This is a genomic window from Streptomyces sp. NBC_01288, from assembly GCF_035982055.1.
In the GTDB taxonomy this organism is placed as follows: Bacteria; Actinomycetota; Actinomycetes; order Streptomycetales; family Streptomycetaceae; genus Streptomyces.
This window is the reverse complement of sequence record NZ_CP108427.1, coordinates 9,326,980-9,344,230: the sequence shown is the minus strand read 5'-3', so window position 1 is coordinate 9,344,230 and position 17,251 is coordinate 9,326,980. Positions and strand designations below refer to the sequence as shown.

15 protein-coding genes are annotated in these 17,251 nt (G+C 69.8%); 11 read left to right on the top strand and 4 right to left on the bottom strand.

Annotation, left to right across the window (positions count from 1 at the left end):
* Positions 1-16: 16 nt before the first annotated feature.
* The 6 genes from OG194_RS41945 to OG194_RS41920 are packed head-to-tail and all read left to right on the top strand — an operon-like array spanning position 17 to position 6,315.
* The gene (locus tag OG194_RS41945; RefSeq protein WP_327405946.1) at positions 17-1,744 is read left to right on the top strand and encodes an ABC transporter substrate-binding protein; all 1,728 of its coding nucleotides are present in this window, start codon (positions 17-19) and stop codon (positions 1,742-1,744) included.
* Positions 1,741-2,769, top strand: a complete 1,029-nt coding sequence (locus OG194_RS41940; protein ID WP_327405945.1) for an ABC transporter permease — start codon at positions 1,741-1,743, stop codon at positions 2,767-2,769. The genes OG194_RS41945 and OG194_RS41940 overlap by 4 nt, the downstream gene beginning before the upstream one ends.
* Before the next feature lie 5 nt (positions 2,770-2,774).
* Positions 2,775-3,743, top strand: coding sequence for an ABC transporter permease (locus tag OG194_RS41935; protein ID WP_327405943.1), 969 nt, complete (start codon positions 2,775-2,777; stop codon positions 3,741-3,743).
* Positions 3,736-4,809, top strand: a complete 1,074-nt coding sequence (locus tag OG194_RS41930) for an ABC transporter ATP-binding protein (RefSeq protein WP_327405942.1) — start codon at positions 3,736-3,738, stop codon at positions 4,807-4,809. Before OG194_RS41935 ends, OG194_RS41930 begins: the two co-directional genes overlap by 8 nt.
* Positions 4,806-5,813 (top strand): ABC transporter ATP-binding protein, encoded by a 1,008-nt coding sequence (locus OG194_RS41925; protein ID WP_442811724.1) that lies wholly within the window; start codon positions 4,806-4,808, stop codon positions 5,811-5,813. Before OG194_RS41930 ends, OG194_RS41925 begins: the two co-directional genes overlap by 4 nt.
* Before the next feature lie 34 nt (positions 5,814-5,847).
* Positions 5,848-6,315 carry a DUF5990 family protein gene (locus tag OG194_RS41920; RefSeq protein ID WP_327405941.1) on the top strand — a complete coding sequence of 156 codons (468 nt, stop codon included), beginning with the start codon at positions 5,848-5,850 and terminating at the stop codon, positions 6,313-6,315.
* Between the two features lie 6 nt (positions 6,316-6,321).
* On the opposite strand, the gene OG194_RS41915 is transcribed toward OG194_RS41920, so the two are convergent.
* Positions 6,322-8,055, bottom strand: a complete 1,734-nt coding sequence (locus tag OG194_RS41915; protein ID WP_327405940.1) for an LCP family protein — start codon at positions 8,053-8,055, stop codon at positions 6,322-6,324.
* A 187-nt stretch (positions 8,056-8,242) separates the two neighbouring features.
* On the bottom strand, positions 8,243-10,195 hold the full coding sequence (locus OG194_RS41910; protein WP_327405939.1) for a hypothetical protein: 1,953 nt from the start codon (positions 10,193-10,195) through the stop codon (positions 8,243-8,245).
* 750 nt (positions 10,196-10,945) lie between these two features.
* Here OG194_RS41910 and OG194_RS41905 point away from each other — a divergent pair.
* Genes OG194_RS41905 through OG194_RS41885 form a run of 5 tightly spaced genes read left to right on the top strand, consistent with a single transcriptional unit; the run spans position 10,946 to position 14,675 of the window.
* On the top strand, positions 10,946-12,610 hold the full coding sequence (locus OG194_RS41905) for a sensor histidine kinase (protein WP_327405938.1): 1,665 nt from the start codon (positions 10,946-10,948) through the stop codon (positions 12,608-12,610).
* 50 nt (positions 12,611-12,660) lie between these two features.
* Positions 12,661-13,086, top strand: a complete 426-nt coding sequence (locus OG194_RS41900) for a roadblock/LC7 domain-containing protein (protein WP_327407380.1) — start codon at positions 12,661-12,663, stop codon at positions 13,084-13,086.
* Positions 13,087-13,088: 2 nt separating this feature from the next.
* Positions 13,089-13,466 carry a DUF742 domain-containing protein gene (locus OG194_RS41895; RefSeq protein WP_327405937.1) on the top strand — a complete coding sequence of 126 codons (378 nt, stop codon included), beginning with the start codon at positions 13,089-13,091 and terminating at the stop codon, positions 13,464-13,466.
* Positions 13,444-14,046, top strand: coding sequence for a GTP-binding protein (locus OG194_RS41890; RefSeq protein WP_043677399.1), 603 nt, complete (start codon positions 13,444-13,446; stop codon positions 14,044-14,046). Before OG194_RS41895 ends, OG194_RS41890 begins: the two co-directional genes overlap by 23 nt.
* 32 nt (positions 14,047-14,078) lie before the next feature.
* Positions 14,079-14,675 (top strand): GAF domain-containing protein, encoded by a 597-nt coding sequence (locus OG194_RS41885; protein ID WP_327405936.1) that lies wholly within the window; start codon positions 14,079-14,081, stop codon positions 14,673-14,675.
* An 85-nt stretch (positions 14,676-14,760) separates the two neighbouring features.
* Here the strand turns inward: OG194_RS41885 and OG194_RS41880 are convergent, their stop codons facing one another.
* Both OG194_RS41880 and OG194_RS41875 read right to left on the bottom strand, forming a co-directional pair.
* A complete protein-coding gene (locus tag OG194_RS41880; RefSeq protein WP_327405935.1) occupies positions 14,761-15,996 on the bottom strand; it encodes an acyl-CoA dehydrogenase family protein in 1,236 nt (411 codons plus the stop codon).
* A 636-nt stretch (positions 15,997-16,632) separates the two neighbouring features.
* Positions 16,633-17,250, bottom strand: coding sequence for a helix-turn-helix domain-containing protein (locus OG194_RS41875; RefSeq protein ID WP_327405934.1), 618 nt, complete (start codon positions 17,248-17,250; stop codon positions 16,633-16,635).
* Position 17,251 lies beyond the last annotated feature (1 nt).

The following is a 17,251-nucleotide window of genomic DNA, read 5'->3' as shown; positions in this document are numbered from 1 at the left end:
GACGGGAGTTCCCTGGATGTCCCGCAGCACGAGACGAGGCGCGTTCGCCGCCGCCACCGTCGCCCTGGTCCTGACCACCGCCGCCTGTTCGTCCTCCGACAGCGGCTCCTCCGATCCGACCACGTCGACGTCCTCGTCGGCGGTCGGCTCCTCCGCGTTCCAGTCGCAGCACAAGGGCGGCACCCTGAAGCTGGTCGCCCACGCGGCCGGCGGCAGCTTCGACCCGCAGGTCAACTACACGCTCCAGTACTGGCAGTTGTACCAGTCGATGTACGACGGGCTGCTGTCGTTCAAGAAGGTCGGCGGCCAGCAGTCGTTCACGGTCGTCCCGGACCTGGCCGTGGCGATGCCCAAGGTCAGCAACGGCGGCAAGACGTACACCTTCACGCTCCGCAAGGGCATCACCTTCTCCAACGGCCAGGCGCTGACCACCGACGACGTGGTGGCGTCCTTCCAGCGCATCTTCAAGGTCTCCAGTCCCACCGCCGGCACCTTCTACAACGGCATCGTCGGCGCCACCGCCTGCCTGAAGACGCCCGCGTCCTGCACGCTCAAGGGCGGGGTGACCGGCGACGCGAAGGCGAACACCGTCACCATCAACCTGACGGCGGCGGACTCGGAGTTCCCGTACAAGCTCGCCGTCCCGCACGCCAGCATCGTGCCGAAGGACTCACCGACGAAGGACGCGGGCACGAAGCCGCTGCCGACGACCGGGCCGTACATGGCGGCCTCCTACGACCCGAACCGTGCGCTGAAGCTGGTGCGCAACCCGCACTTCAAGGAGTGGTCGCGGGAGGCCGAGCCGCAGGGCTATCCGGACCAGATCGACTACACCTTCGGGCAGACCGTCGAGTCCGAGGTGACCGCCGTCGAGAACGGCGAGGCGGACTGGATGTTCGACCCGCCGCCCGCCGACCGGCTGAACGAGATCGGCACCAAGTACACGTCCCAGGCGCACGTGAACCCGCTGACCGCGTTCTGGTACGCGACGCTGAACGTCAACTCGGCCCCGTTCAACAACAAGCTGGCGCGCCAGGCCATCAACTACGCCGTGGACAGGTCGGCCGTGGTGCGGCTCTACGGCGGCACCAACCTCGCCTCCCCCGCGTGCACGATCCTGCCGCCGGGCTTCCCCGGGCACGTCGACTCGTGCGACTACACCAAGGGCGGCGGAAAGACCTGGACGGCCGCGGACCTGGCCAAGGCCAAGGCGCTGGTGAAGAAGTCGGGTACGGCGGGGCAGGAGGTCGGCATCGTCGTGCAGGACGACGACGTCAACAAGTCGATCGGGCAGTACCTACAGAGCCTGCTCACCCAGCTCGGCTACAAGGCGACGCTCAAGCCGCTGTCGGCGAACATCCAGTTCACCTACATCCAGAACACCAAGAACAAGGTCCAACTCGCCCTGACCTCTTGGTACCAGGACTATCCGGCGGCCTCGGACTTCCTCAACGTGCTGCTGTCCTGCGCCGCGTTCCACCCGGGAAGCGACTCCAGCATCAACATCTCGGGCTTCTGCGACAAGGGCATCGACGCGAAGATGCAGACCGCGCTGAAGACGGCCCAGACCGACCCGACGGCGGCGAACAAGCAGTGGGGCGCGATCGACCAGTCGATCATGCAGCAGTCGCCGGTCGTCCCGCTGATCAACCCGAAGATCATCGACTTCACGTCGAAGCGGCTGGGCAACTACCAGTTCAGCAAGCAGTTCTACATGCTCGTCGGCCAGACGTGGGTCAAGTGAGCAGCGCCGCACCCGAGTTGGCCGTCCCGGAGGCCCGGCGCTCGCCGGGCCCCTGGCGGACGGCCGGCGCCGACCTGCTGCACAACAGGTCGGCGCTGGCCGCGGCCGTCGTCCTCTTCCTCGTCGTCCTGGCGACCCTGTGCGCACCGCTGTACGCGCACCACATCGCCCACACCGACCCCTTCCAGTCCCATGTCTCCGGCACCACGGTCGTCGACGGGAAGACCGTGCCGGTGCTCACCCCGAGCAGCACCGGCCTCGGCCTCGGCGTCACCCCGATCGGCCCGACCTGGGACCCCTCCCACTACTTCCTCGGCGCCGACAACCAGGGCCGCGACGTCATGGCCCGCCTGCTCTACGGCGGCCGCACGAGCCTGTTCATCGGGTTCACCGCGGCGCTGCTCACCTGCGCCCTCGGCACGGTCGTCGGAGTCGTCGCCGGATACGCGGGCGGTGTCGTGGACGCCCTCATCTCCCGTGTCCTGGACGTCATTTGGGCGTTCCCGGTGTACCTGCTGGCGATCTGCCTCTCGGTCGTCCTGCTCACCGACGGACTGCACCTCGGCCCGCTCACCGTCGAGGCGGGAAGTCTCTGGCTGCCCGTCGCGATCATCGCGGCGATCTATGTGCCGTACATCGCGAGGCCGTTGCGCGGTCAGGTGCTGGTGCTGCGGAACAAGGAGTACATCCAGGCGGCCATCGGCTCCGGGGCGCCGACCGTGCGCATCCTGCGCCGCGAGGTACTGCCCAACGTCCTGCCGACGGCGATCGTCTTCGTGCCCCTGATGACCGCGCTCGCGATGCTCACCGAGTCGGCGCTGTCCTTCCTGTCCGTCGGAGTCCAGCCGCCGGACGCCAGTTGGGGCACGATCATCGAGGACGGACTCGGGCTGCTCTACACCCGGCCCGCCGTGACGATCGCCCCCGGCCTGCTGATCGCGCTGACCACGGCGGCGCTCAACGTCCTCGGCGACGGCGTGCGCGACGCGCTCGACCCGGGCGCCCGGCTGCGCGGAGGGGTGTGAGAGTCATGCTCCGGTTCATCGTCAAACGCTTCGCGTCCGCCCTGCTGGTGATGTTCGCGATCAGTGTGCTGGTCTTCCTGATCTTCTTCGCCACACCGGGAGTCGACCCCGCCGCCCGCATCGCGGGCCGCAACGCCGACCCGGCCACCCTCGCCCAGGTCCGGCACTCCTTCGGCCTCGACCGCCCCATGCCCATCCGCTACTTGCTGATGATGCGGCACCTGCTCATCGACCGTGACCTGGAGTCGTTCGTCAACCGCGGCTCCCGCGTGATCCCGCAGATCGTGCAGGCCACCCCGGTGACCCTGTCGCTCGTCATCGGCGCGGCACTGATCTGGATGACGGCCGGCATCGTCATGGGCACCGCCGCGGCGGCCCTGCGCGGCAAGGCGGCCGACCCCATCATCATGCTCGTCGGCGTGGTCGGCGTCTCGCTGCCGGCCTACTGGCTCGGCGAGGTCGTCAACCTCATCACCCAGAAGCAGCTGCACAGTTCGGTCTTCTCCTGGGTACCGCCACCGGGCTACGTCGACCTCAGCCACGACCCCGGCCAGTGGGCCCTGCACCTCCTCTTCCCCTGGCTCACCCTCGCGTTGCTGTACGCCGGGATCTACGCCCGGCTGCTGCGCGGCGAGGTCGTCAGCGCCCTGAACGAGGACTACGTCCGCACCGCGCGCGCCAAGGGCCTCTCCGAGCGGCGCATCCTGATCCGCCACGCCCTGCGCTGCTCACTCATCCCGATCGTGTCGCTGTTCGGCCTGGACTTCGGCGCGCTCGTGGGCGGCGCCGCGCTGCTCACCGAGGTCGTCTTCGGCCTCCCCGGCATCGGCAAGCTGACCTTCGACGCCCTCCAGAACCTGGACCTGCCCGTGATCATGGGCACCGTCCTGTACGCGGCGTTCTTCGTGGTCCTCGCCAACGCCCTGGTGGACATCCTGTACGCCCGACTCGACCCGAGGGCCCGCCATGCCTGACCAACCCCTGCTGGACGTACGCGACTTGAGGGTGTCGTTCCGCACCCGCCGAGGCTCCGTCACCGTCGTCGACGGCCTGTCCTTCTCGGTGTCACCCGGCGAAATCCTCGGCGTGGTGGGCGAGTCGGGCTCCGGCAAGAGCGTCTCGATGCTCGCCGTACTGCGTCTGCTGACCAGTCCGAACGTGACCGTCGAGGGCGAAGTCCGGTTCCGTGGCCGGGACTTGCTCACCCTCCCCGACAAGGAGATGCGGGCGGTACGGGGCCGGGAGATCGCCATGGTCTTCCAGGACCCGATGACCGCGCTCACCCCCGTGTACACCGTGGGCTGGCAGATCGCCGAGCAGATCCGGGCGCACGAGAAGGTCTCCCGCAAGGAGGCTCACGCCCGTGCCGTCGGTCTCCTCTCCGACGTCGGCATCCCCGACGCGGCCTCCCGCGCGAACGCCTACCCGCACGAGTTCTCCGGCGGTATGCGACAGCGCGCGGTCATCGCGATGGCTCTGTCCTGCGGCCCGGCACTGCTGATCGCCGACGAGCCGACCACGGCGCTGGACGTGACGGTCCAGGCCCAAATACTCGACCTGATGCGGGAGTTGAACACCCAGGGCTCGGCCGTCGTCCTCATCACGCACGACATGGGCGTCATCTCGCAGATCGCCGACCGGGTGCTGGTCATGTACGGCGGCCGGGCGGCCGAGGAGGGTCCGCGCCGGGCGGTGTTCCACGGACCGCGGCACCCTTACACGTGGGGGCTGCTCGACTCGGTGCCCCGGGTGGGCGGTCCCCGGTTGCGGCGGCTGCCCACCATCGCCGGGATGCCGGTGGCGCCGGGGAGCCTGCCGGAGGGGTGTGCGTTCGCGCCCCGGTGCCGGTTGCGGCACGAACGGTGCGAGGAGCGGCCGGAGTTGGGGGCGGGCTCGGACTTCACCTCCGGCGCCGACCTCGGTGACACCGCGCACCGCGACGCCTGCTGGCTGCCCGGCGACGACCGCGCCTCGCTGCGCCTGACCTCACGCGCGGCGGCGACGGACGTACCGGACCTGGAACGAGAGGCGACACCGTGAGCGCGTCAACACCGTCGGCCGAGGTGCTGCTCCGCGTCTCGGACGTCACCAAGCACTACCCCCTGCGTGCGGACGGGCTGTCCCGGCACCGCAAAGTACTCCGTGCCGTGGACGGTGTGTCACTGGAGGTGCGGGCCGGTGAGACGCTCGGCATCGTCGGCGAGTCGGGCTGCGGCAAGTCCACGCTGGGCCGCTGTCTGGTCCGGCTCACCGAACTCACCGGCGGCCGGGTCGAGTTCGACGGACGGGACATCAGCACCCTGTCCACGCGCAGGCTGCGTCCCGTGCGGCCGGGCATGCAGCTGGTGTTCCAGGACCCGCAGGCCTCCCTCAACCCCCGCCGTCGTGCCGGGGACATCGTGGCGGAGCCGCTGCTCGTGCACCGCTACGGCGACGGGGCCGCCGTGCGCCGTCGGGTCGCCGAGCTCTTCGACGTCGTAGGGCTGGCGGCGGCCCATCTGGACCGGTATCCGCACGAGTTCTCCGGCGGGCAGCGGCAACGCATCGGGATCGCGCGGGCGTTGGCGACCAACCCGAAGCTGATCGTCGCCGACGAGCCGGTGTCGGCGCTCGATGTGTCCATCCAGGCGCAGGTGTTGAACCTGTTCGCCGATCTACAGGAGGAGTTCGCGCTCACCTACGTGTTCATCGCGCACGACCTCGGGGTGGTCCGGCATGTGTCGGACCGGATCGCGGTCATGTATCTCGGGGAGATCGTCGAACTCGCCGAGACCGAGGCCCTGTACAAGGAGCCCGCGCATCCGTACACACAGGCACTGTTGTCGGCCGTACCAGACATCGACGACGGCACGCTCACCGATGAGGCTCCCCGGGAGCGGATCGTGCTCAGCGGTGAGGTGCCCAACCCGGTGGACAAGCCGACGGGGTGCCCGTTCCGGACCCGGTGCCCGTACGCGCGTGAGCGCTGTGCGGTGGAGCGGCCCCGGCTGACGACGACGGCCTCCGGGCGCCGGACCGCCTGCCACTTCCCCTTGATCGACTGAGGGTGGGGAGGGCCGACCCGGCATGATGGCCCGTATGCACATTCGTATCGACGCCGTCGATCTGCCCGGCCGCACCTTCCCCGCCCCCGCCGACAAGCCCATCCAGGCGTACGACAACGTCCATGTCGCCGTGCAGCGCCGGGACCGTCCGGCCGAGCTGCTCGATCCGCAGCCTGGCGACGCCGTGTCCGCGAACTGGAACCTGGAGTGCGTGGCGGAGGTCTCGCCGGACGGCGTCGTGGTGACGGGCCCCTATGTGCAGCACCGGATGGGTCTGCGGTTCGTCTATCTGTCGTGGGGGACGGTCGACGCGGCCGGTCTCTTCACCATGTTCCGGCGCGCCAAGCTCATGCTCGACTCGGTGCCGGACGACGTCCTGGCCGCCGCCGCGCCCGACGGTCTGCTGGTCGGCCGGCTCGGTCTGACCGACGCGAACGGCGGCCCGCTGTGCGCGCGGGTGGATCCCCCGCACATCACCTGGACCGCCGAGAGCGTCGTATAGCGCCCGTCAGGACGCCGAGTCCTTCTTGTTCGTCGCCTGTCGGTAGGCCTGGGTCGGGGTCATCGGGACGCCGTTCAGGCTGACCGTCTTGTAGGTGCTGACCTTGGCGCAGGACTTCGACTGGTCGGCGGTCGAGGCCTGGGCGTTGGACGTGGCCGCCTTGGTGTCGGCGGGGGCCGGGGACGAGGTGGCGCCGGGGTACGTCGTACCGCTGGGCCAGTCCGTGCCGATCACCAGGGTCAGGCCGGTACCGGTGCCCTGCTTGAGGTGCGAGGAGGAGAGGCCGATCGCGCTCGCCACCGTCTGGGCCTCGGCCTTCTGGTCGGTGCCGTAGGTGAGCGTGGTCGTGGTCGCGCTGACGCCGGCGTTGCCGGTCGTGGTGTCGGAGCTGAAGCCGCCGTCTATCAAGGACGTGGCGACCGTCGAGGCGCGCCCGCTGATGCTGGTGCCGTTCTCCACCGTCACGGCGATCTGCGCGGCGGGCACGGCCACCGCCGTGGCGGTCGCGGTGGCCGCCGAGGACTTCTTCCCGGAGGAGGTGGTCAGCGACTGATCGTTGGCGATGGTCCCGAACAGGCTCTTCGCCGCCGTCGCGGGCACGACCCGGTCGGCGTTGTTCGGGTCGGCGCCGGTCTGCATCGTGGTGAACGTCATGCGCTTCGTGGGGACCTTGTCCAGGTCCGCGGCGAGCCCGATGAGCTTCTTGACGGTGCCGAGGCCGGTGTCCACGGTGAGCGCCTTGGTGGCGGCGTCGGCCAGGTTGTAGACCGCCTGGGGGTCGGTGAGCGTGCCGGCGCTCTTGAACTTGCGGATCATCGCGCTCAGGAACAGGTGCTGGGAGACGGTACGGCCGAGGTCGCTGCCGTCGCCGAAGCCGTGCCGGGAGCGGACGAACTCCAGCGCCGCGTTGCCCTTGAGGGTGTGGGTGCCCTTGGACAGCTTCAGGTGCGAGTAGGTGTCGTAGACGTCGGCGTCGACGCACACCGAGACACCGCCGACCGCGTCGGACATCTTCACCACACCGGAGAAGTCCATCTGCACGAAGTGGTCGATGGTGATGCCGGTGAGCGCGTGCACGGTCTTGACCTGGCACTCCTGGCCGTACTGCAACGCGCTGTTGATCTGGCCGTAGTAACCGGCCGTCGACTGGCTGCTGTCCGGGTCCTTGCAAGCGGGGACCTGGGTCATGGTGTCGCGCGGGATGCTCATCACGGTGGCGTTCGAGCGGTCGGCGGAGATGTGCACCACCATCTCGACGTCCGCGTTGCCGTTCCCGGTCTGCACGCCGGTCGACGAACAGCCGCCGCCGAGCTTGCAGTCGGTCGCGCTGCTCCGGGCGTCGCTGCCCATCACGAGGAGGTTGATCGGTGTACGGCCGAAGGCGTCGGCCTTCTCCTTGCCGCCCGCGCCGTCGTCGATCGCGATGCTGTTGATGTTGCCGTTCAGGTGCTCGTAGAACCACCAGCCGGCACCCGCGGTCACCATGATCAGCACCGACAGGGATATCGCGCTGATCTTCAACACCCGCTTGCCGCCCGGGCCTTGCTTGACGCGGCGCCGCGAGGCGGCGCGGCCGCGTGCGCGGGATCCGCCGCGCGGGGCCTGGCGGGCAGCGGCGCGGGCGGCGGCCCGGCCGCCGGTGGGCAGCGGTTCGTCGGCCTCACCCGCACGCGGCCTGGGCACGCCTCGTGTGCGGCTGCGCGTGGCATGTCCCACGGGGCCGTCCCCGAGGTCGGTCATCTGGCACTCCCACGTACGGTCGGGCCGTTCAGGCCGTTCGATGCTGCGGCCAGGGGCGCGCGGCCGTGTCGGGTCGGGCGAGGCAGGGGGTCTGCCTCTCTTGCGTGGTTGCGCAATATAACAATCTCAGATGAGAACCCTGTAGGGCCTTTCTCATTTACGGGATATCCTTTTACGTCAAACTCGGTCAACTGATCGGAATCCGTGCGCTGGTGATGGTCATCGGGGTACCGGTCACGGCGATGAGATAGAAGCGCGGATGCGACCCGCCCGGCGCCCGCCGCACACCGCCGGGCGGCTTCACGAGATACGTCGCGGAGGCGTGCGGGGCGAGGGTCGCGGGGCCGCCCGAGGCGGTCCACCAGTCGGAGGCGCCCTGTCCGAGGCGGCTGGCGAAGTGGGGGGTGAGCCGGGTGCCGGTGATGTTGACGACCCGGACCGCGAGTCCGGTGATGTCCAGGTGGCCGGCCCGCTCCGCGAAGCTCGGTGTGACGTTCATCCGCAGCGGCGGCGCGCTGACCGCCGCGACCGTCGCGCACACGACGGCGGGCGTGACGAGCGCCACCGCGAGGACGGCCTTGGCCCGGTGCCCGGTCAGGTGCGGGATGCGGGGCTGCCAGGCCGAGGCGAACGCGGAGGCCGGGACCGTGGCGGCCGCCGCGAGCCACAGCGGGGTCATCATCAGGAAGTAGCCGTCCTGGGACCGGGTGGCCAGGTAGAAGCTCAGCCAGGGCAGCACGGTGATCGCCGGGCCGAGCCGCCGCACGAAGAGCAGCGTGGCGGCGAGCAGGCCGAACAGGAGCAGCTGGCTGCCGTAGGAGTAGTAGTCGAGGTGCCTGCTGCCCGCGGTGAAGTAGTACGAGATCCCCATCAGGCCCTGGCCGTGCAGGATCGCCTTCTGGGTGAGCGGGAGCAGCAGGCCGTGCAGCCAGGTGTGGAAATCCTGGGTGGCGAAGTAGGCGTTGATCGCGGCCCAGGTGAGGGCGGCGGTGCCGGTGTAGCGGGCGACGACGCCGAGGGCGGGCCGGGGTCGTGTCCGCAAAGTCCCGTCGTCCGCCCGAAGGGCGGGCCCCGCGGCGTCCGGTGCGTGCTCTGGGGCCCCCGGCCGGAGGCTGGGGAGTGCCGGGCGGAAGCCCTCGTACTGGTTGTACGTGGGCTTTCGTCCGGTGCGGCGAGAGGGCGTGCCGGGCGTCTCGGGGCAGGCGGGACTTTGCGGACACGGCCCAGGGCCGAGGTCGCCGCGGCGGACGGCGTAGAGGCCGATGAGGAGGAACGGCGTGAGGAACCAGGCGAGTTGCTGGGTGGCGCAGGCCGCGCCGAGGCAGAGGGCCTGGACCACTCCGGGCAGTCCGAGACGGCCGCCGGCTCCGGTGTCGGGCCAGCGGACCACCACCGGGATGAGGAGGACCAGGGCGAGGACGGCGGGGTAGCCGGCGTAGGCGTACCCGGGCAGGAAGCCGAAGCCGAGGCACACGGCGGTGGCGCCGGACCGCCACGGGGCCGGGAGCAGCCACCACAGCAGGACGGCGCCCGCGAGCAGCGCGCCGGTGGTGACGAGGGTGGCGGCGGCCGTCGAGTGGACCACGGCGTGGACGGGGGCGGCGAGCAGCGCGGTCAGGGGCGGATAGCCGTAGGTGTAGTCGGCGCCGCCCGACATGGTCTTCGTGATGCCGACCGCCGAACGGTCGAACAGCCACGGCCAGGGCTGCCCGTAGATGGGGTGTCCGTGCAGGATCTCGTGGGCGGCCTGCGCGGTGAGCACGCCCTCGTCGGTGCCGGCGTGGTTGAGCCAGTACCCGCACAGCACCAGCACGACGGCGAGCACCAGGACGCCCGCGTCCACCCGGGTCAGGGCGCGCCGGGTGCGCGCGGTGAGGGCGAGGACGCCCGCGACCAGGATCCCGGCGTAACAGACGGAGATGATCCCGGCGACGTCCGGACGGGACGTCATCGCCCTCGTCCAGGCGTCACGGGTGCCGATGAACAGGCTGATCGCGGCGATCAGCGTCATCCCCCGGTGCAGCTGCTGGGGCGCCGCGGGCTCGGTCGCGAGCGGCCGGGACCACAGCGGCCCGGGCATGGCGGGCGCGTCGCGCCGCCTCAGCCGGAGACCAGCGCCGGCACGGGGACCGTCATCCATGGCGTCCTTCTCCTCGCTCCGTCCCCGTCGGTCGGCAGTTCACTCCGGGGCAACCTCCACTACACGTCGTAGAGGTGAAAGGAGCCGACGAGGTTCACCGGCGGAAGGAAAGAGCTGGGGAAGAAAGTGTTGACATCCGGGGCGGGTCGACGCGTCGGCCGCCGTGAAGCGGAAGGCGCTCGTCAAGTGCCGGGCCCGCACGCCTCGTTGTTCGCGGGCGGGTGATGTGGTGGCCGCCGGTGTCGCCGCACCGGACGGGCGCATCGGCCTCGGCGAGCAGCGCACCCCCGCGATCGACCCGTCGGACAGGGGCGTGAATCCAGCCACCGCGGGCGCACCGTAACTCCCCGACCTCTTCACACGGTTGGGGGCACAGACGCGCCAACTCCCCTGCCCGTACGCCGTCTTGCAGGGCGAACTTTGCGGCTCCCGCAGGCGACAGTCGTGCCAACTCTGGATTTCCGGTGCGTTGCGACATGCGGCAAATAGGTCCTATGCCGCGTAATCAGAGCCCGTTCTCTTCATAGGAACCACCAGAGAACCGTTTCAGCAGGCCAGGTTGGGCGTCAGACGTGACGTGATTACACCGCATTAAGGATGGTGGCGTAGGGTGGCTGACCGTTAACTGTCGCATTCCTTACCGGACTTGACGGTTAGTGAGCGCTGCGCGCCGTGTGTCCCACCCGGTTGATCGAGAGGACTCCGATGCCCGAAATCCCCTCCTATGCTGTGCCCTCGGAGCCGGATCGAATGACTGGATCGAGCTCCGCGCGAAACAGACACGCCCGGTCCTCCGTCCAGGACGGACCGTCGGATTCGGCCACTCGGTCGCGCACGGTCCGGCTCGCCGTACTGCCCGCCGCCGCGATGGCGATCCTCGCCACCGCCGTCGTCCTGATCGTGCTGCGCACGCAGAGCGGCTTCGCCGACGGGACGACCTGGACGGTGCTCGCCGTCGCCGCCGTGCTCGGTTGCGGAATCCTGTTCACGGGCGTTCGGCTCGGGCGTTCCGAGGCCGCGGGGATCTCGCAGCAGTACGCGTCGCTGCGCCGTACGGTCGCCACCGGGCAGGCCGATCTGCAGGACGTGCTCCAGCGGCTGGAGCGGGGCGAGCCGGTGGAGCAGGTGCCGTTCACGCACCAGCCGCCGTCGCAGACGGACCCGCTCGGCAGGCTGACGTACGATGTAGGTGTGGGCCTGTGGCAGGCCCGTACCGTCGTCGCGCAGACCGCGCAGCTCGCCCGGGCCTCCGCGCCGGACAGCGAGGAGCGCGTCGAGGTCTTCGTCAACCTCGCCCGGCGTCTGCAGTCCCTGGTGCACCGCGCGATCAACATGCTCGACCAGCTGGAGAACGAGGTCGAGGACCCGGAGCTGCTCAAGGGCCTCTTCCACGTCGACCACCTCGCCACCCGTATCCGCCGCCACGCGGAGAACGTCGCCGTGCTCGGCGGCTCGGTGTCCCGCCGGCAGTGGACCCGCCCGGTGACGCTGACCGAGGTGCTGCGTTCCTCGATCGCCGAGGTCGAGCACTACTCCCGGGTCAAGCTGGTCCCCCCGATCGAGGGCACCCTGCGCGGCCACGCCGTCGCCGACGTCATCCACCTGCTGGCCGAACTCGTCGAGAACGCCACGACGTTCTCCGAGCCGCAGACCCAGGTGCTGATGCGCGCCCAGCGCGTGACCGCCGGACTCGCCGTCGAGGTCGAGGACCGCGGACTGGGCATGCCCACGCAGGAGCAGGCCCGCATCAACACCCTGCTCGCCGAGCCCGACCGCATCGACATCAGCAAGCTCCTCGCGGACGGCCGTATCGGCCTGTACGTGGTGTCCGCGCTGGCCCGCCGGCACGGCATCGCGGTCCGGTTGCAGAGCAACATCTACGGCGGCATCCAGGCCATCCTGGTCATCCCGCGCGGCCTGATGGGTGACGAGCCCGGCGAGATAACCGCCCAGGCCCAGTACCAGGAGATCGCCGACATGTCCCGGCCGGCCCAGGCCGCCCCGGCCCACCACCAGGCCGTACAGGCGCCCCCGTCCCAGGCCGCCGCCCCGCCGCCCACGTTCCGCCAGCCGCTGCCCCCGGCCCGCTCCGGGAACGCGCCGATGCCCGTCGTGCACCAGCACCCGCAGCACACGCAGCAGCCCCAGCAACAGCACCCCAGGACGGTGGAGCCGTCGGCGCCGCGCGAGCGCGGGTCCGTGCCGTATGTCAGGGAGTCCCGGGACGAGCGGCCGCGGCTGCCCCAGCGGCACGCGCAGGAGCACCTGGTACCCGAGCTGCGTGAGGGTCCCGCCCCGCGCAAGACCGAGGAACAAGAGGTCGAGCACGATCCGGGACTGATGGCCATGTTCCGGCGCGGAGTCAGCCTCGCCGACAACGAACCCGACGAGCCTCCCACTGACAGCGCTCGCTGACCGCAGGCTCCGTTACTCGCAACAAGGAGAAGAACGCCACCGTGAGCGACATGCACGCCGGCCAGCAGAACCTCGACTGGCTCCTGGCGGGACTCGTCCAGAGGGTCCCCTATACCCGCAGCGCAGTGCTGCTGAGCACGGACGGCCTCGCGAAGGCCGCCGACGGGCTGGATACGGCGGCCGAGGCCGAGCATCTGGCCGCCCTGGCGTCCGGTCTGCACTCGCTGGCCCGTAGCGCGGGCGCGCAGTTCGCCCAGGGCGCCGATGTGCGGCAGGTGGTCGTGGAGCTGGACAGCGCCCTGCTGTTCGTGTGCGCCGCGGGCTCCGGCGCCTGTCTGGCCGTGCTGGCCGACCGGGAGGCCGACGCGGCCGTCCTCGGTTACGAGATGGCCATGCTGGTCAAGAGCGTCCGTCCCTATCTCGCCACGCCGGTCCGACAGCAGGGGGCCGGCTCGTCGATGGATCCGAGGCGCTGACCATGTCGGACGCGGAGGACGGGTCGTGGCTCGACGACGACGCAGGGCGGTTAATACGGCCGTACACCGTCACCAACGGTCGTACCCGCCCCTCGGCGCACTTCGACCTGCTCACCCTGGTGATGGCCACCGGCACCAGGCCACAGAGCTATCTGGGACCCGACTACGACCAGGTCCTCACCCTGTGCGGCACTCCCATCTCGGTCGCCGAGGTGGCCGCGCATCTGCGGCTGCCCGCGGTGACCACCAAAGTTCTTCTCTCCGACCTCGTGACGCACCAGGCGCTCACCCTGCGCTCGCCGCGTGCCGTCGAGGCGGCCTCCCCGACCGACCGAAACCTCCTGGAGGCGGTGCTGCATGGACTACGTAAGCGGCTCTGACCCCTTCCCCACCGCCCTGAAGATCCTCATCGCCGGGGGCTTCGGGGTCGGCAAGACCACGTTCGTCGGTGCGGTCAGTGAGATCGAGCCGCTGAGCACCGAAGAACTGCTGACCTCCGTGAGCGCCCGCACCGACAGCCTGGTGGGCATCGAGGACAAGTCGACCACCACCGTGGCGATGGACTTCGGCCGGATGTCCCTGGACAAGGAGCACGTCCTCTATCTGTTCGGTACGCCCGGGCAGGAGCGGTTCTGGTTCATGTGGGACGAGTTGTCGAACGGCGCGCTGGGCGCCGTGGTGCTCGCGGACACCCGAAGACTGGACCACTGCTTCGCCGCCGTCGACTTCTTCGAGCGGCGCGGCATCGGCTTCATCGTGGCCGTCAACGAGTTCGACGGCTCCTATCACTACGAGTCCGACGAGATCCGCGCGGCCCTCGACCTCAAGCCCGACGTACCCGTCGTGATGTGCGACGCGCGGCAGTGCAACTCCGGTACCCGCGTGTTGATCGCACTCGTACAGCACCTGCTCGCCTCGACTCCCGGCACCCCGCCCGCGGAGCTTTACCCGTCACGCTGAGCCCACGCTCGACGCGACCGAATGGAGCCTGCATGTCAGCCCCGGTTCCCTACTCCACCCAGAATTCGTACGACCCGACCAGCCATCTGCTGCTGACGCCCGAGGACCGGGAGGCGTCCGCCCGGGTGGCGCGACTGCGTGAACTCGGCCTCGGGAACGCGCCGATCGCGGAGTTCGACGAGTTCGCCCGCAACCTGGCGCAGGTCACGGGCGCGCCGTTCTCGATGGTCAACTTCATCGACGAGAACCGCCAGTACTTCGCCGGCCTCTACGCCGGTGGCCGTCCGGGCGTCCAGTTGGCGCCGGAGGAGCAGCCGGAGGTCGGCCGGACGATGACGCGTGATCAGGGGTACTGCCCGCACGTCGTCGTGCGGAAGAAGGCCCTGGTCCTGGAGGACGTCTGCGACTACCCGCGGTTCGCGGGGAACAGCGTCGTGGACGAGATAGGCATCCGCTCGTACATGGGCGCGCCACTGATCGACTGGAAGACGGGCATGGCCCTGGGCACGATCTGCGTGGTCGACACGGACACCCATCCGTGGGGACGCGAGGGTCTGGCGACGATCAAGTCGCTGGCGCAGCAACTGGTCGACCGGCTCCACGCGATGGAGACCCGGGGCGGGATCTGAGCCCGCTGCGCAACGGCCGCCGGGACGAGGAGAGTTCAAGTACGGGAGCCGCGGGCACGACGCTGTGTCCGTGGCTCCCCGGTGTTCAGCCCGCGTGCCCGGCCGTCTCCAACTGGCCCAGGCGGCGCGGGGGTTGGACGGTCCGCACGAGGTCGGCCAGTCGCTCGGACCACTGGCCCTTGGCGGTGCCGAGCGCGACCTCGCCCAGCCTCAGCAGCTGGATGTCGGAGGTGCCGGCGGGGGCGTAGATGTGGTGGGCGTCGCGCAGATAGCGCTCCACGGGGCGGTCGGTGAACAGACCGCTGGCGGCGTGGATCTCCATGCTGTCACGGGCGGAGTCGACGGCCGCCTCGACGTTGAGGAGTTTGGCGTTCATCAACTCCGCGTCGCAGGACAGCCCTTGGTCGAGGAGGTGGACGGCGTGGTAGGCGGCCAGCCGGGCCGTCATCAGCCGGGACTTCATCCGGCCGAGCTTGAGTTTGATGTTGGTGAGGTCGCCGAGCGGTGCCCCGAAGCGCTCGCGCTCGATGCACAGGGCCGTCGTCTCCTCGAAGGCGGCCTGGTGGATGCCGAGGGAGACGGCCGTGAGGTTGGGGCGGCCGTAGAGGATGCTGGAGGAGTAGGCGACGGCCAGGCCCTGACCCTCTGTGCCGAGCCGATTGGCCGCCGGTACACGGCAGTTCTCGTAGATGATCTCGCCGAAGCTGAAGCCGTGCAGGCCCATCGAGGGCACCTGCTCACCGAGTGAGAAGCCGGGGCGGTCGGACTCGACGAGGAAGGCCGACAGTCCCTTCGAACCCTCGCCGGTGCGTACGACCACGCCGTGCACGTCGCCGACATGGCTGTTGCCGACGAAGACCTTGCGGCCGTTGAGGATGTAGTCGTCACCGTCCCGGACGGCGGTACTGCTCATCCCCAACACGTGGCCGCCCGACTCCGGTTCGGTCACGGCGATGGTCGGGAGGCAGTCGCCGGCGGCGATGCGCGGCAGCCACTTCCGCTTCTGCTCCGCGTTCCCGAAGTGGATGATCTTTGCCACACCGAGCTGGGAGGCCTGAACCATGGCTCCCATAGCACCGCATACCCGGGCGAGTTCTTCGATGGTGATGGTCTTGGCCAGGTGCCCGGCACCCATTCCGCCGTACTCTTTCCCAATGGTCACGCCGATCCAGCCCTGCCGGGCGATGAGACTGGACAGCTCGCGCGCCACCGTGCGCGACTTCTCCATCTCCGCTATCCGCGGACGTACCTCGCGTTCGGCGAACTCGCGCACGCGTTGGCGCAGGTCCTCGTGCCACCCGCTGGTGAAATAGCGTTCCACAACCCCTCCTGCACGCTTCCTCCGTGTCCGGCTCGATCCGGAGGTCGTTCGTCGGGCAGTGGTTCGTCGCCCTTGGGCGCCTGCCCGAAATATTGTCTACTTGTCGACCCATCTCAGCCAAGATCACCTCACGAGGTTGACTGAAACCCGGCGCCTTGCCGGGACTCCCAACTGTGCGATATGGGCCACGACATGGTCTCATCCGGCCATGTAACGAAGAGAAACCGCCCAAGGGCGATCAGGTCACACCCAATTCGGACAGAGGCCTGCCCACCAGGCACATGCCGGACGGACGTCGCGCGGCTCACATCGACAATCAGTCACGTTCCGGCTGACCGATAAGGGAGCCCGGCCAGTTCACTGACCTACGTTCAACAGGCGAACATCAGCCACTTCCACGGGGAGGAGGCGACGGTTCCGTCGCACCAACCTGCACTTATGTCACTCCAGCCCCACCGTTCACACCCGGGGACTCACCGATCACTCGATGCCGGCGGCGAACCGGTCGGTGCCGAGCACGGTGAGGAGGGCGGGTTTCTCGTGGCTTTCCGTACCGGGGGTGGCGGTGAGGACGAGCGGCGACCGGCCCTGGTCCGGGTCCAGCGGGAGTTGGCGGTGGAGGTCCAGCCGGGCGAACTAGTCGCTGGTGCGTAGCAGGGCGACGTCGGTCCGGCTGGTGACGTCGTGCCGATCGGGGTCGTAGCACTCCCGCTCGGCCGGGTCGGTGAACCAACGGAACGTCGCGCTACGGAAGTTGCCGGTGTGGGTCCGCTCACCGAGCAGCGCCACGGCGGACGGCGTCTGGAGCAACGTCTCCCCAGCGGGCCCATGACCTGCGCGGTGGTGCCGGCCAGGCCGTCCATGACCCGCATCGGCCCGGAGCTCACATGCCTCAAGTCGCAGGGGGCGGCGGGCGGTTCGGTACCCGGCGAGCAGGAACAGGTGATCGCGTTCGTCCGGGGTCAGCCGCAGGCCGCGGGCGATGGCCGCGAGCATCTGCTCCGAGGGCTGCGGCCCGTCGCCGCGTTCCAGCCGCGCGAAGTAGTCGGCGGACATCGTGCACAGCTCCGCCACCTCGTCGCGGCGCAGACCCGGAGCGCGCCGGCGCTGCCCGCGCCGCAGGAGGAGATGGCGCCGGCCGGCACCGAAGGCGCCCCTACGGCTGTGCCGCAGGGCCTGCGGGAGTACGACCCCGAGTGGGGCGACGCCCGCGGCCATCGCCGTCCTGAGCGCCGCGATCTCGGTCGGAGCCACG